Annotated in this window: 10 protein-coding genes; 5 read left to right on the top strand and 5 right to left on the bottom strand. The window is 30.5% G+C overall.

What is annotated here, in order from left to right:
* The first annotated feature begins 15 nt into the window (after window positions 1-15).
* Genes AC2TEO_RS12110 through AC2TEO_RS12090 form a run of 5 tightly spaced genes read left to right on the top strand, consistent with a single transcriptional unit; the run spans window position 16 to window position 5,663 of the window.
* Window positions 16-1,620: a 4Fe-4S binding protein gene (locus tag AC2TEO_RS12110; protein WP_442265078.1), complete on the top strand. Its 1,605-nt coding sequence runs from the start codon at window positions 16-18 to the stop codon at window positions 1,618-1,620.
* Window positions 1,610-2,086: a toxin-antitoxin system YwqK family antitoxin gene (locus tag AC2TEO_RS12105; protein ID WP_442265077.1), complete on the top strand. Its 477-nt coding sequence runs from the start codon at window positions 1,610-1,612 to the stop codon at window positions 2,084-2,086. The genes AC2TEO_RS12110 and AC2TEO_RS12105 overlap by 11 nt, the downstream gene beginning before the upstream one ends.
* On the top strand, window positions 2,086-2,781 hold the full coding sequence (locus AC2TEO_RS12100; RefSeq protein WP_442265076.1) for a glycosyltransferase family 2 protein: 696 nt from the start codon (window positions 2,086-2,088) through the stop codon (window positions 2,779-2,781). The genes AC2TEO_RS12105 and AC2TEO_RS12100 overlap by 1 nt, the downstream gene beginning before the upstream one ends.
* Window positions 2,781-4,271: a cellulose synthase family protein gene (locus tag AC2TEO_RS12095; RefSeq protein ID WP_442265075.1), complete on the top strand. Its 1,491-nt coding sequence runs from the start codon at window positions 2,781-2,783 to the stop codon at window positions 4,269-4,271. The genes AC2TEO_RS12100 and AC2TEO_RS12095 overlap by 1 nt, the downstream gene beginning before the upstream one ends.
* Window positions 4,272-5,663: an MptA/MptB family glycosyltransferase gene (locus AC2TEO_RS12090; protein WP_442265074.1), complete on the top strand. Its 1,392-nt coding sequence runs from the start codon at window positions 4,272-4,274 to the stop codon at window positions 5,661-5,663.
* A gap of 164 nt (window positions 5,664-5,827) precedes the next feature.
* Here the strand turns inward: AC2TEO_RS12090 and AC2TEO_RS12085 are convergent, their stop codons facing one another.
* From AC2TEO_RS12085 to sov, 5 genes are all read right to left on the bottom strand, one after another.
* On the bottom strand, window positions 5,828-6,577 hold the full coding sequence (locus tag AC2TEO_RS12085; protein WP_442265073.1) for an energy transducer TonB: 750 nt from the start codon (window positions 6,575-6,577) through the stop codon (window positions 5,828-5,830).
* 102 nt (window positions 6,578-6,679) lie between these two features.
* Entirely contained in the window at window positions 6,680-7,405 is a 726-nt protein-coding gene (locus AC2TEO_RS12080; RefSeq protein ID WP_442265072.1) for an energy transducer TonB, read from the bottom strand.
* 48 nt (window positions 7,406-7,453) lie between these two features.
* Window positions 7,454-7,843, bottom strand: a complete 390-nt coding sequence (locus tag AC2TEO_RS12075) for a VanZ family protein (RefSeq protein ID WP_442265071.1) — start codon at window positions 7,841-7,843, stop codon at window positions 7,454-7,456.
* Window positions 7,809-8,189 carry a glycine cleavage system protein GcvH gene (gcvH, locus tag AC2TEO_RS12070; RefSeq protein WP_442265070.1) on the bottom strand — a complete coding sequence of 127 codons (381 nt, stop codon included), beginning with the start codon at window positions 8,187-8,189 and terminating at the stop codon, window positions 7,809-7,811. Before gcvH ends, AC2TEO_RS12075 begins: the two co-directional genes overlap by 35 nt.
* Window positions 8,190-8,224: 35 nt before the next feature.
* Entirely contained in the window at window positions 8,225-15,400 is a 7,176-nt protein-coding gene (gene sov, locus AC2TEO_RS12065) for a T9SS outer membrane translocon Sov/SprA (RefSeq protein WP_442265069.1), read from the bottom strand.
* Window positions 15,401-15,402 lie beyond the last annotated feature (2 nt).

Below are 15,402 nucleotides of genomic sequence, written 5' to 3'. Positions count from 1 at the left end.
AAATTAATGAATACCATGAAAGTAATTAAAAATATAGGTTTAGTAATCTCACTTATTGGGTTTGCTATTTTTACAGCAAGTATGTTTACAGGAACTAATAAAGTTTCTGAAGAAACATTTAATACTTGGGCTTCACAGAATGTTAAAAGTGAAGTTTTTATTGAAAAAGCGAAACAAGAAATTGTTGGTAAAGAACTTAGTGCCGCTCAATTATCTTCTAAAATTGTTGATATAGCTAAACAATCTAACGAATATCATAAAAGTCAAAAGGAAATTGCTTGGGATAAAATCATCTGGATAAAATGGAATAAAACATATAAAGATTTTGTTTATCCATTAGTTAGGTCTTCAGCGACTGGCTGGGTTGTTCAAAACCAAGGATTATTTTTCTTTTTAACCTTCGGATTAGCCATTTTAGGTGGACTATTATTCTTTGGAGCTGATTATAAGTTATTAGGACCTGCAGGAATAAAAAATAATGGAATTTTTCAACATTCTGCAACCAATAGGGGTGTTTTAGGAATGATTGCTTTCGTATATTTCGTAGGGTTTTATATGTTATTGTATTTCTTCCCAAATTACTTAATCAACCCTATTTTATCTGTAAATCCAATCAAGCAAGCTTTAAATGGTAATGCTTCAGATCAATGGTTTTTATATGGATTCATGTATTGTTCTGTAATGACGGTTTTTGCCATCAGAATGTTTATCAAATACAGACATAATAATTATCAAATTGTAAGAACTGCTGTCGTATTATTTTTCCAAATTGCATTTGCTTTCTTAATTCCTGAAATTTTAGTTGCATTTAACAAACCTTGGTTCGATTTTAAAAATGCTTGGCCTTTAAATTACACGTTCTTCTTCGACTGGAATATTAATAGTTTAATAGAGAACGGGAACTTAGGAATCTTCATGTTAGTATGGGGAATCATTTTAACCTTGGTTATTGTTCCTGTAATGGTATATTTCTATGGGAAAAGATGGTATTGTTCATGGGTTTGTGGTTGTGGTGGTTTAGCCGAAACTTTAGGAGACCCGTACAGACAATTATCAAGTAAGTCTTTATTATCATGGAAAGTAGAACGTTGGTTAATTCACGGAGTTTTAGTTTTTGCTACGGTAATGACAGCATTAACATTGTACACATATTTCGCAGAAATTGAAAGTTGGAAAGAAGTTGCATTTGGTTTATCTGCTTATGATATTCAAAGTTCATACGGATTCTTAATTGGTTCTATTTTCTCTGGTGTTATTGGAACAGGATTCTATCCTATTTTAGGAAACCGTGTTTGGTGTCGTTTTGGTTGTCCTTTAGCTGCTTACATGGGATTAGTGCAACGTTTCAAATCTCGTTTCAGAATTACAACTAATGGAGGGCAATGTATTTCTTGTGGAAACTGTTCTACATACTGTGAACAAGGAATAGACGTGAGATCTTATGCACAAAAAGGAGAGAATATAGTTCGTTCAAGTTGTGTTGGTTGTGGTGTATGTTCGGCTGTTTGTCCTAGAGGTGTTTTAAAATTAGAAAATGGACCAGAAGATGGTAGAATTAACCCAACACAAGTATTATTGGGTAATGATGTAGATTTGATAAAATTAATGAATGAAAAGTAAGTTTTTATTATTCTTTTTATTAATTGGTTTTTTAGGTATTGCTCAAAAGGTATATCAAAAAAAATATTATCCAAACGGTTCTATTAAAGAAGAAGGATGGTTAAAAGATAACTTAAAACATGCTTATTGGAAATTTTATTATCCTAATGGACAAATCAAAGAAAAAGGTCATTACAGTAAAGGCTTAAAAAATAAATATTGGTATTTTTACCGCGATAATTCTTCTAAATTAAAAGAAGGACATTATCTAAATGGTATGCAAAACAATTGGTGGCTTTATTATAATAATAAAGGTACTGTTGAACATAAATGTCAATTAAAAAATGATATCAAAAACGGATACTGTTTAATTTACAAAAAAAGTAAATTAATTAAAGCTTCTAAATTTGTGAATGGTAAAAAAGTAAAAGAATGGACGGATTTCTCTTCCTTCAAGAGAGAAAATAATCTTAATGATTTAAAATAATGAAGCAACCATTAATTAGAGTAATTATACCTGCATATAACGAACAAGATTCAATTCCTAAAGTAATTAATGATATTCCTGATATTGTAGAAGAGGTAATTGTTGTAAATAATAATTCAACAGACAACACTCCTAAAAATGCTAAAAAAGCAGGAGCTACAGTTTTATCAGAAGAAAGAAAAGGATACGGTTACGCTTGTTTAAAAGGAATAAATTATATCACATCAAATAATCTAAAAACTGATATCGTAGTGTTTTTAGATGGTGATTATTCAGATTACCCAGAACAACTTATTGAAATTGTAAACCCGATTCTTAATGAAGATATCGATTTTGTAATTGGTTCTCGTGTTAAACGACTACGTGAAAGTGGTTCTATGACTCCGCAACAAGTTTTCGGTAATTGGTTGGCTACTTTTTTAATGAAAGTGTTTTTTAATGCTAGATTTACAGACTTAGGGCCTTTTAGAGCAATAAAGTTTGATAAACTTTTGGCGCTTAATATGGAAGATAAAACATATGGTTGGACAGTAGAAATGCAATTAAAGGCAATTAAAAGGAAGTATTCTTACGTGGAAATTCCTGTGAAATATAGAAATAGAATTGGGGTATCTAAAGTTTCTGGTACAATAAAAGGAACTATATTAGCAGGCGTAAAAATATTAAGTTGGATTTTTAAATACAGTTTTAAATAATGGTACTTGAATACATCATTATAGGTTTATATAGTATATCTTTATTATTAGTTTTTTTATATGCAATTGCTCAGTTAAATTTATTGTTTAACTATCTATCTTCAAAAAAGAAAGTAGATAATTCACCTAAATTTGACTTAACAAATGAAGATGAAGTTCCTTACATCACTATTCAACTTCCAGTGTACAATGAACTTTATGTAATGGAAAGGTTATTAGACAACATTGCCTTAATTCAATACCCTAAAGACAAACTGGAAATTCAAGTTTTAGATGACTCTACTGATGAATCTGTAGAATCAACAGCGGCTCAAATAAAAAAACTCCAAAAAACTGGATTAGATATTCAACATATTCGTAGAGAGAATAGAACTGGTTTTAAAGCTGGTGCTTTAAAGGAAGGCTTAAAGTTTGCTAAAGGTGAGTTTATTGCCATTTTTGATGCTGATTTTTTACCTAAACCATGCTGGTTAGAAAAAACTGTTCCTTATTTTAAGGATCCTGAAATTGGTGTAGTTCAAACTCGTTGGGGACATATCAACAGAGATTACTCAACTCTTACCAAAGTGCAGGCTTTTGCATTAGATGCGCACTTTTCTTTAGAGCAAGTAGGTAGAAATAGTAAAGGACATTTTATCAACTTTAATGGAACTGCAGGTATTTGGCGTAAAGAATGTATTATCGACGCAGGAAATTGGGAAGGTGATACACTTACAGAAGATTTAGATCTAAGCTATAGAGCACAGTTAAAAAAATGGAAATTTAAATATTTAGAAGATGTTGTTACTCCAGCAGAATTACCAGTTGTAATTAGCGCAGCTAGATCTCAACAATTCAGATGGAACAAAGGTGGGGCAGAAAACTTCCAAAAAATGACGGCTAGGATTATTACTAGCAAAAACATTAATTTAAAAACTAAAGTACATAGTTTACTTCACTTATTAAACAGCTCAATGTTTACTTGTGTATTTTTAATGGGAATTTTAAGTATCCCTATGTTATACATTAAAAACAAATACGGACACCTAGAACTTTATTTTTGGGTAATGAGTTTCTTTGTTACAAGTACACTTATCTTTTTTGTTTGTTATTGGTTTATGTATAAAAACTCTTTTGGTGGTGGTATAAAAAACTTTATAAAATATATTGGTGCATTTTTCACTTTCTTTTCTATTGCCATGGGCTTCTCACTACATAATACTATAGCTGTTATAGAAGGTCATATTGGTAAAAAAAGTGAGTTCGTAAGAACACCAAAATTCAATATTAAAACACTAGCTGATAGCTGGAAAAATAACAAATATATTAAGAAGCGACCATCTTTAAATGTAGTTATAGAGGGGTTACTTGTACTATATTTTGCTTTCGGTTTGTTTAGTGCTTTTACAGTTGGTGATGGTGATGGTGACTTTGGGCTTTTTCCTTTCCACTTGATGTTATTCATCGGTTTCGGCTATGTATTCTTTAAATCAGTATTTTCTAAAGCATAAATGAATTTTCTAAAAAGAAATTCAACGATACTATTTGTTACACTTTTCTCTAGTGTTCTATATTATTTTTTTGCTTATCAAACTGATAGAACTCAATTTGTTCAGGTTGTTACCATTTGGTTATTATTGTTTTCAGGATATTATTTCCTTACAAAGAAAACAAAAATACCTACGAATTATTACTTAGCTATAGCCATAATATTTCGTTTAATTTTTATTGCAACACTCCCCAATCTATCTCAAGATTTTTATCGTTTTATTTGGGATGGAAGAATGGTTTTTGAAGGACTCAACCCATACATATCTCTACCTGAAACCTTTATAAATAAAGGAAATTATCCCATAAAGCAAGCGGCAGAGCTTTACGAAGGCATGGGAGCGATGAATGGAAGTCATTTTACAAACTATCCACCAATAAATCAATTGTGCTTTTACATTGCAGCTTTACTATCTAATGAATCAATTTTAGGAGCAGCTATAGTAATGAGAGTTATTATAATTCTTGCTGACATTGGAATATTTTATTTCGGATACAAACTTTTAAAAAAACTGAATAAGAATCCTAATTTAATTTTCTTGTATCTTTTAAATCCTTTTATAATTATTGAACTCACAGGAAATTTACATTTTGAACCTGTTATGCTGTTCTTTTTTGTTTGGGCTTTATATAATCTTCAGAAAAAAAATTGGATTTTAGCAGCATTTTTAATTTCATTTTCAATCAATGTGAAATTGATACCGCTTCTTTTCTTGCCTTTATTTTTCTATTGGTTTATAAGAACAAATAATAAATTACAATGGAATCAATTTAGGAAACTAATTTTATTTTACAGCATCATAATATTAATCTCTATTGTTTTATTTGTACCATTCTTTTCAAAAGAGTTAATAGATAGTTATAGTAATTCTATTGGTTTATGGTTCCGTAATTTTGAATTTAATGCAAGTTTTTACTATATTTTTAGGGAGATTGGTTATATGTTCAGAGGTTATAATGAAATTGCCACAATAGGTAAAATAACACCTGTTTTAACCATTCTTTTTTTAGCATATTTAACTTTCTTTAAACGTAATAATCTATTTGAGATATTGGTCACATCTATGTTATTTGGGCTTTCGTTCTACTATTTCACAACTACAACAATGCATCCATGGTATTTAGCTACATTAATAGTGCTGTCTATTTTCACTAAATATAGATTTCCATTACTATGGTCTGTAGTAATCATTTTAAGTTATCAAGCTTATGCTAATACTCCTTGGAAAGAAAATTTATGGTTTGTTTTTACTGAATATTTGGTGGTATATTTATTTATGTTGTATGAAATAAAAACCCACTCACGTCTGAGTGGGAAAAATTGCTATGAAAAAGAAAAAGAAAGTGGTTTATAACCACATAACAAATATATAGTTAATTATGTTTCAACCAAAATAAATTAACATTTTATTGTTAAAATTTTAACACAAAATTTTCTCCTTCAATAATTTAACTTATTAAAAATTACGCTATCCTTTAAAAAATAAAAAAGTCCAATTAAAACTGGACTTAAATATTATTACTCTACCATAAAACTTATAGGTAATGTGTACCTGACTTTTGCTGGTTCATTATTTTGTATTCCTGGTTTAAATCTTGGTATTTTTTTAATAATCCTATCTGTTTCTTTTTTCAATCTTGGATGTGGTGCTCTAATAACAATATCCGTAATTAAACCGCTTTTATCAATTACAAACTGAGTTACTATTCTTTTCTTGCCTCTTTGTAATCCTAATTCGTTGGCTAACTCAGTATTGAAATGACGTTGTACTAAGCGTTTCATTTTCTTTTCAAAACAAACTCTGGCTTCACTTTCAGATAAACCTTCACATCCTTTAAAAATAGGAGCTTTTTGCACAAACTTCATTGAAACTGGTTCATCACCACCATCTATTTCTTCATCTTTTACAATTTCGATAATATCATCTTCATCAACTTCAATAATTTCATCATCACTATCTATAACTTGCTCAACAATATCTTGATCGTTATCTACAACTTTTGGTTGTTCAAATACAACTGGCTTTTGTTTAGTTTTTTTAACAGGCTGCTCGACTTTTTCTACTCTTTTAATAAGAACAGGAATTTGTTCAAAAACTATTGGTTTAGAATTGTCATCATCATGCTTTTCAGCTACCTCTTTTTTTACTTCGGATTTATGCTCTAATGTTACAAAGACAATAAAAAGAACGGCAACTAAACCTAATTGCATAAAAATTGTTGAGAATTTTTCTAGCTGTTTTTTTGGATTTTTTTTAAACTTTTTCATCTTATTAGTTTTTAAATTGATACTTAAAAACACCAAAAAACATGCCACAAAAAAAAGCAATCCTAAGATTGCTTTTTATTTATTTTCGTTTTGAGTAAGATATTACTCTACATTAAATGTAATTGGTAATGTATACCCTACACGTACTGGTTTTCCTCTTTGTCTACCAGGAATCATTTTAGGTAATTTCTTAGCAATACGTTCTGCTTCTCCTTTTAATCTTGGATGCGGTGCTCTTGCATTTACACTGGTAATTGTTCCATCTTTGTCAATTTTAAATTGAACAAAAATTCTTTTTTTACCTGGTGCTAAACCTAATTCATTAGCTAACTCTGCATTGAAATACTTTTGAACGTGCTTACGCATTTTTTTGTTCAAACAATCTTTCTTTTGTTGGTTAGTTCCTTTACAACCTGGAAATACTGGTACTTCTTCAATAATTGAAAAAGGCACATCCTCTACAACCTCTTCTGCTTCTTCAACCTCTTCGATTTCTTCAACTTCTACAGCTTCAGACTCATCAGTTTCAGTAGACTCGATTACTGTTTCTTCAATTTCCTTGTCATCTTCAACAACCTCAATTTTCTCAGGTGTTGGTGGTGGTGGAGCTGGTGGTGGTGGTGGTGGCGGTGGTGGTGCGTTAATAACTAACGTCTCTTCTTCTACTTCAGAACCAAGATCCGCACTTCCTAAATCACCATACTCTTTCTCGTAGGTTTTATGCTCTATAGCTACATAGGTAACAAATAAAGCCAAAACCAAACCAAGTTGAATGAACAACTTACTATAGTTCTCAAGGTTAAATTTTGGATTTTTCTTTATTTCCATCCTTTTAGTTTTTTCTGGTTTGCTAATTTAGTTAAATTCTTTGGACTTTTACAAGCTATTTAACATATTGATTAGATTTTTTTCAATTCTGTTAAAAAATAACAAACCTATTAGTACTCCTACAGTATTTGCTACAATATCTAAATATTCAAATAATCTGTAGTTTGTTAAATTAGATTGAAGGAATTCCATCAGAATTCCAAAAGCAATACATAATAATACTATTTGATTTTTTCTTTGTTTACCAATAAACACAGATAACCATGATATGGTTAGAAAAAAATAAGCCAAAGTATGATGTATTTTATCTATATAATTAAAGTAAATAATTAATTTACCTTTTAAGTTAGCCAAACTAAGATAAACAACTATTAATGTTAAGAATATAGCAATATATATAGCTTTATCCCTTAATAAGCTCTTGATAAGCTTCTGCATCTAACAATCCTTCTACTTGACTAGCGTCTGAAATCTTAACTTTAATCATCCATCCTGCTTCATAAGGATCTGAGTTTACTAACTCTGGTTCATCTTCTAAAGCTTCATTGAACTCTATAACCTCCCCTGATAAAGGCATAAAAAGATCTGATACAGTTTTTACAGCTTCTACAGAACCAAAAACTTCTTCTATTTCTACTGTATCATCTAAGGTATCTACATCTACATAAACGATGTCTCCTAACTCACTTTGAGCGAAATCAGTGATTCCTATTGTTGCGACATCACCATCAATTTTAATCCATTCATGGTCTTTTGTGTACTTTAATTCTGCTGGAATGTTCATTGTAATGTTGTTTAATATATTGTTTAGATTTTAATTTAGTTTCCTAAGTTATATACAAGATTAAATCCTCCATTAATTGATTGTCTTGGGAAGTTTGTAGAAATCGCATAATCGAATGTATTGTGATTATAATAAAATGAAACCGTTAAGTTTTTATTTAAATTATAATCTGCCAAAAACTTTAATCCAAATAATCGCTCACCACCTGTGATTTGATTATTTTGTTCATCTATCGATCTTATTAATGTTAAATTATCTCTTAAAGAAACATCTGCTCTAAAATTAATATCTCCTTTAAGTGTTTCTTTTTTACCAGTAATTCTGGTAATAAACTTAACATCTTTTATTCTATAACCTAATCCTAAAACATATTCAGTTCCTTTGATATCAGTTAACGTATTGTTATTAAAATTAAGTGTTAAACTTCTATCTTTTTTAATCTCTCCACGGAACGAAAATGAGTTTCTCATTTTCATATCTAACTTTATCAAAGGTGAGAATTCATCTACTAATGTTGCCGACGAAATTAACAATTCTGGTTGATAATTCCCCGAACTATTTGTTAAACTAAGATCATTAGGATCGAACTGTAAGTTATTAGTGTAATTAAGAATACTATACGATGATTTGTAACTATGAGATAATGTAAAAGAAGAAAACCTCTTTTTAAACCACTTAATCTTCATTAAACCGTTGTAACGCATTGTCCAGTTTGGAATTGGAATATTTCTGAAAATCCCAGTATCAACTTCATTTGGATTTACTCCTGAATAAGCCGCTAGAAAAGCTGGCAGCATTGATTGTTGTCCTTCTTTTTGGAAAGCATTAAAAATACCATTTGGTTGTGCCTGACTTGCTAATCTATTCGATATTATTTGTCTATAACCTAAGAACTTTTCATAAAGCGCATCTCCATCTTCGAACATAGTTCCTAACATAAAATGACTGATATTAAAGTTTCCTGTTTCAAAAGCTCTTAAATCAGGATTTTGCCTTACTGTTCCATCTGCAAATTCAACAATATCTAATTGTTGTGTGGTATTAGATGTTCTTATTCGAGTACCTCTAAGATCTATTGTGAAATCTTTAAAAGGCTTAATCGAAATATTATAATCTAATTTATTAGCTTGTGTTTGTGCAAAGTTCTTATTAAAATAATCTTCATCTTCACCTCTGGTTACTAACCAACCTTGTTCAATACCTCTACTTATAATATCAGTTTGACTTCCAAAAACAAATCCTAATGTTGGTGCTGCACTTCCGTTAAAATTTGTTCTTCCTAAGAAACCAACTGAAGGTCTGTACCCTTGTAATAAGGTTCCATTTTCTTGAGAATAGCTTACTTTTGCTCGCTTTACAGCAGTTAAAACATCATAAGTTCCTTTTAACATTTTTTGCGCAAAAGAAGCATTCTTTTTTAGTTTTGGTTTAGGTGTATTTTTAGCTTTTGCTCCTAAAGCTACCTTACCTTTTGTAACTTTTCTTTTAGTTCCTTTTAGTAATAATTTTTCTAAACCTAGTGTCTTATAGAAACGATTAAAATCAATTGTTGCATTAATATTATGCTTGTTTGAATTTTGAATCATGTTACCTACTTTATCTTCAATACTAACATCTACTGAATTTCCTGAAGCATCTGTTTCTGTTATTGTACTTCTAGATGAAGCTTGCCAATCGAAATCAGCTGTGTAACCATAATCTGAAGTAATAAAGTTTAAATATGGTAATTTATTAATTGGTAAATTATAAGTAGCGTTTAATGTTTGATGATACTGATTTCTTCTACCAAAAGTGAAAAACTTATCGAAAATCTCAAGTTCTTCATCTTCACCAAAACTATCATAGATATAATTATTTGTTGCTTTAAAGTTTAAATTTAAAGAACGTGTTAAATCGAAAACTACCGCGTAATCCCAATCGAATAAAAATCTTCTTTGAATTAATTCTGGTTGAGCTACAGGTAAATCAACTAAATTTCTTGATTGTTGTAAATTATAATTCCTATTAATTTTAGAATTTAAAGCTAAAGATTTTGGAAGTGGATTAAAATTCAGATCTTTTATAAACTTCCAATGTTTACTCTTTAATTTTTCAGACTTTTTAAATGGTTCTATACTCCAAGGTGCGAAATTGAAATTATAACTAGCACCCGCCATTAGATTTTGATTTACGAATCTTTGAATATTATAATCTCTATGAAACTCTTCATTAAAAGCGTAAGAAACAGAAACATTTTCTACATCGTAAAACTTAGGTTTCTTATCACTTTTCGGGTTTCTATTTTTCTTTACATTGATAAAACTAATACTTTTTCTTCTTGTGTAATCTTGTGCATTTTCAGCATTACGTTTTACCTGATCTGAACCTGAGGCTTTAGCATCAGCAAGTTCAACATCTTGATATTGTGGATCGAATTTAGGATCAATAAATTGCTCTCCATAACTGTAACTCATAGGAACTTGCATGTTCCATTTTTTAGGCATCATTTTACCTAACTGTACATTTGTAGCTACGCTATATTGTTTATTTTCTTCTAAACTTCTTTCTTGTACTCTTTGATCTACATTACCAAAACCAACTGTAGACATACTACCTGCTAAAGTTACATCTGCAACATCTGCAAAGTTAGCATCTGCATTTAATACAGCAGCCCATCCTCCTTTATTATCAAAACCAACAGCTCTTAATTCATTAAACCAAACTTCTCCACTTACATTATTTGTGGTATTATTTTTGACCCCTAATAAAACTGTTCTAATTTGTGCTAAAGTTGGATTACCTTTTACTTTTATTGTTAAACCATTAGAAGAAGTTCCTGTATACACATCTGTCACAGCTGTTCCTGTACCATCACGCTCTAACTTTAAACTTGCTAACTGAGATAGTGGGACATCTAAATTATTTTCCTCTGGCCAAACTTCCTCTGGAACGTTGCTTAATGTTGATAGGATTAAAGGTTTTTCAATTTCATAGTAATTATCATTTAAGTCAGTACCTAGTCTAATAACCGCATTCATTTCATTATCTCCTAATACACTACCAGGAATTGCTTCAGCATGTAAGAACATTCTTAAATTCTTATAACGACGTAAATCGATACTTATATTTTTAAATATTGCTCTAGCTTTATTAGGTTCTAAATTTGTAACAGTAATTGTAGACGATTGTTCATTTTGTCGTTGAATTCTATTTGTACCTTGTAATTGTTCCCTAGGAATACCTGGAGGTAATTCATAGCGATCATCATTTTGTTCGATACTTACAACCCCAACTTCAAAATTATTTAAGTCTGTATTATCTAAATCTTCTTGAGGATCAATTGCTGGATCTAAAGTTCTTGTATAACGTCTCCAGTCTCCACGAACTAATTCTAACTCTGCAAAACGCAAAATAACTGGCATTCTAAATTGCGTTAAATACATACGCATAAAACGAATACTGTTAAAATCAGTAATACCTCCAACTGCTTGTGAGAATCCATTTCTTACAGGAATTCTAAATTGATACCAAGTTGTGCTTCTTGTTTCTCCGTTAGGTAAAGAAATTGGTTCAGATTTTACATCTACAATAAAGTTAGATCCTTTTACTAAATCACTTCTTTTTAATGAAACCTCGTACTCAAAATACGCACTAACCGCATCCATTGTTTGGTCTCTGTTTAAATCTTCTGTATCTGGATATGTTGACCCTGATGTTGGAAAATCTTCACTAGATTGATCAATTGTTGGAGAATTACCTTGTGTACCATTATAGTTTTTATAACGTGTAAGAATAGAAGCTCCAATAGCATCAAACTCACTCCCTCTAAAAAACTGGAAGTTATCTCCAGCCGGATCATTTCCAAAAATACTTCTTGCTTGTTCTACATCAGCAATACCTGGAAAATTTTGAACAATTTTCTCAAGTTCTTGTGTATCATTTAACCCATCTAAACCAACATCTTGTTGTGATCTTTCATCTGCATCTGTACTAAATGCATATAAAATTGATGGATTTCTAGGTACATTACCCCAAACAGTTTCAACTTGAGGTGCCGGATTCTGTGTTGTAGACAACCCATTTTCGAATTGTTTTTGTGAATCTCTTAGAATATCTTCAGAAATACTACCTAAGTTTAAAAATAGTTTACCTTGATTGATATCACTTTGAGGATCTATTCCTGTTGGTAATCCTTCTTCTGCAGTTAAAGAATATCCTTCATATGGATCCATTAACCAAAACTGTACATACTCTACGTTCGCTTGCTCGAAGTTATTTGTAGTTGTTAAAGCTCTCATTATCCCACCCCATTTGTCTTCTGGATTTCCTGCAGTTTGATTAAAATTATATGGTCCTCTTTCATTTGGATAGAAAGCTAAATCTAAAGTTCTAACTAAGTTTAACTGAGTAATATCTAAATCTGTATTCGGAAATAATTCAGAAAAACTAACTTGTCTTACCTCATTTCTTGATAATTCAATATCATTTATATTTGATGGTCTATTCGCACTATTTGAATAAAATAACTGATCAATACTATACCATGCTAATTTAGCTCTGTTATCATTATATCGTAAATCTATATCTTCCGAAAATGGCTGAGACAAAGGTGAACTTGCTAATGCCCATTGCTGTGGAGAAGTAAGATTAATAGGAATTTGAGTTGCCTCAAAATCATCTAAATATGAAGTTGCTGCTCCATTAACATCAATTCCGCTAGGCGAACCTGGTAATAAATAAGCCATATCTGCTCTAACAGATAAATTTGATGGTGCATCAGTTTCAACAAAAGGTAATTTATTTGCAAGCTTTGTAAAATATGGTACTTCAGTAGAAAAATCAACATTCAAACCGAACATCATATTATCTATTGGTTCTGCTCCAAAATTAACTTTTGGAGTAATTGGTCGTTCTGTAACATTTAAGAATGTAGCTCCAAGAATAAAATTCTCATTAAATTTATGTTCTACATCAACTCCTAAAAATGTTTTTCTTTGCTGATTAAAGAATGTGTTATTTTCAACCGAAGCATTAATTGGAACTCCAGACGCCTCTAAACCAGGGTCTAAAATTTGAACCCTACCTAACTGATAATCTACCACATAATCTACTCCTTCTACTAAAGTTCTACCTCCAGCAGTTACTCTTACTGATCCTCTTGGAATATTGAATGCTCCTAAAGGAATTCCTCTACTTGTTTCTGATTTATAATATCCTTTTAAGAAGAATTTATCTCTATCTTGAAACTCATTTTTAGCTTGAATTTTTGTTGTAGAGTATAACTGATCGAAAGCAAAACGTTGCCTATCTGCAGCATCTGTAATTGCTAAATCTTCTCCAAAAGGTTCTGGTTTTGGAAAATAAATTAACCCTCTAGCAGAGTTTACTGTGATTCCTTCTATATAATCAAAGAAACCATCTCCTCCATCAACTTTAAATTGACTTTGATCTAGTTTATCTATCTCAAATAAATTCAATAAAGTTCTATTTAATAAACTAGGATCATTTGCTCCTTGTAGTGTGTTTTGTAAAATCCCTGTATTATCATCTCTATATAATAACTCAAAACGAAAACCATCTTGATTTAAAGGTACAGCTCCCAAAGCATAAACGTTTTTCATCATTAAACGCCAAGTTGGAAAAGGAACAAAATTATTAGGTGAAATTTCTCTTCGAGTAGTTAAAATTTCGCTACGCAGTAATTTTACTGCTATATTTGAAGGAGCATTTATTCCATCATTAGAAAATTCTCCAACTTTATATATAGTTTCATTTACAGAACCTCCGCTCTGTTGAGCACCAACAACTGTATATTCATAGGCAACAGCTAATACTTCACCATCATTTAATCTCCTATTTAAAGAGATAAAACCTAATTGAGGATGTAATGTATATTCATTTGGCTGTAACTTTCTAGCATTTTGTAAATATGAATAATCTCTACCTTGAACCATTTCTGTTGGAACTGTAGTATTTATTGTTGCTACATCTCTTATTCCTCCATTATCTATAAGTAAATCATTTATATTATTTACTCCATTATAAGGTAAATTTTCACCTCTAACTGTAATTGGGTTATTTACAACATCTACATATCCTTCTTGAAAAACCCCTCCAACCGCAGTTGCACTTACTAAATTATCTGGTTTAGATTCTCCAATATCTGCAAAAGCAACAATACTTCTAAAATCTGTTACATTTTGATTCCTATTCGTTACCCAAACTTCAATTCTGTTGATGTTAATCGGACTGTTTATTAATGGATAGTTTTTTAATGCAGTTTCGTAATTCTCTCTAAAAAATTGAGATAAGAAGAAGTGGCGGTCATTATCGTAATCTGTTGCTCTAATTTCAAAAGTTTCTATTGAACCTCCCGCTTGAGCAACTACATTACGAGATTGAGAATTTTGTTGTGAAAAGACTGAGCGAATTGTGGTTTTTCCAAATTGAAAATCTGCTCGAACCCCAAATAAAGCTTGCGCCCCATTAATTAAGGAGTTTTTAATTGGCAAGTTTACGTTACCTGCATCAATTTTTTGAATAATATCATCTTCAGTAGGTGTATATTCTAATTTGATAATATTTTGAAAATCGAAAGTCGTTTGTGTGTCGTAATTTGCTGTAACCTGTAATCTTGTTCCTACTTTAGCTTGTATACTTGCACTAATTTGTTGGTCGAAATCGAAAGTAAAACTACTTTGGTTTTCTACAGAAATCTGAGGATTTTCAGTGTTTTGATAAATCCCTCCAAGCTTTATACTAATTTGTCCTGTTGGAATAACTTCAACCTCTGTGCCTCCAAAAACAGATTCAAAAAACTTAGAATTCACATAATATTTTGGCAATAAATTTTTTCTTCCTTTATTATCTTTTTTATTAGGATTTGTAGCATCAACTTTTTCTTTAAAATATGTTTTCACATCATTTTTTAATCGAAACTTATCATACTCTCTAGGAGTTAAGTACATTGGAGTTCCAATTAAATAATTCCCTATTTTTTCTACAATTACAAACTTATCAATTGACTTATCGTAAGTAACTTGAACAGAACTCGGATTATTTAAAAAGAGATGAGCTTTTTGATTGAAATTAAAATTATATTTAAGAGGAATGATTGTGTCTTTTTTTCTAGATATTGAATCATTCTTCTTTGTTGTATTTTGAGCAAATAAAACAACACTTACCAATAAAGCAAGTGTCGTTAAACATTTATTGCGAAAATTTTCTCCCAACC

Source organism: Tenacibaculum aquaeponti (assembly GCF_057221555.1).
This window is presented reverse-complemented; position numbering and strand designations above follow the sequence as displayed.

Excerpts from the sequence above, each read along its gene's own strand:
- AC2TEO_RS12110 (WP_442265078.1), top strand. The coding sequence starts at position 16 with ATGAAAGTAATTAAAAATATAGGTTTAGTAATCTCACTTATTGGGTTT.
- AC2TEO_RS12105 (WP_442265077.1), top strand. The coding sequence starts at position 1,610 with ATGAAAAGTAAGTTTTTATTATTCTTTTTATTAATTGGTTTTTTAGGT.
- AC2TEO_RS12100 (WP_442265076.1), top strand. The coding sequence starts at position 2,086 with ATGAAGCAACCATTAATTAGAGTAATTATACCTGCATATAACGAACAA.
- AC2TEO_RS12095 (WP_442265075.1), top strand. The coding sequence starts at position 2,781 with ATGGTACTTGAATACATCATTATAGGTTTATATAGTATATCTTTATTA.
- AC2TEO_RS12090 (WP_442265074.1), top strand. The coding sequence starts at position 4,272 with ATGAATTTTCTAAAAAGAAATTCAACGATACTATTTGTTACACTTTTC.
- AC2TEO_RS12085 (WP_442265073.1), bottom strand. The coding sequence starts at position 6,577 with ATGAAAAAGTTTAAAAAAAATCCAAAAAAACAGCTAGAAAAATTCTCA.
- AC2TEO_RS12080 (WP_442265072.1), bottom strand. The coding sequence starts at position 7,405 with ATGGAAATAAAGAAAAATCCAAAATTTAACCTTGAGAACTATAGTAAG.
- AC2TEO_RS12075 (WP_442265071.1), bottom strand. The coding sequence starts at position 7,843 with ATGCAGAAGCTTATCAAGAGCTTATTAAGGGATAAAGCTATATATATT.
- gcvH (WP_442265070.1), bottom strand. The coding sequence starts at position 8,189 with ATGAACATTCCAGCAGAATTAAAGTACACAAAAGACCATGAATGGATT.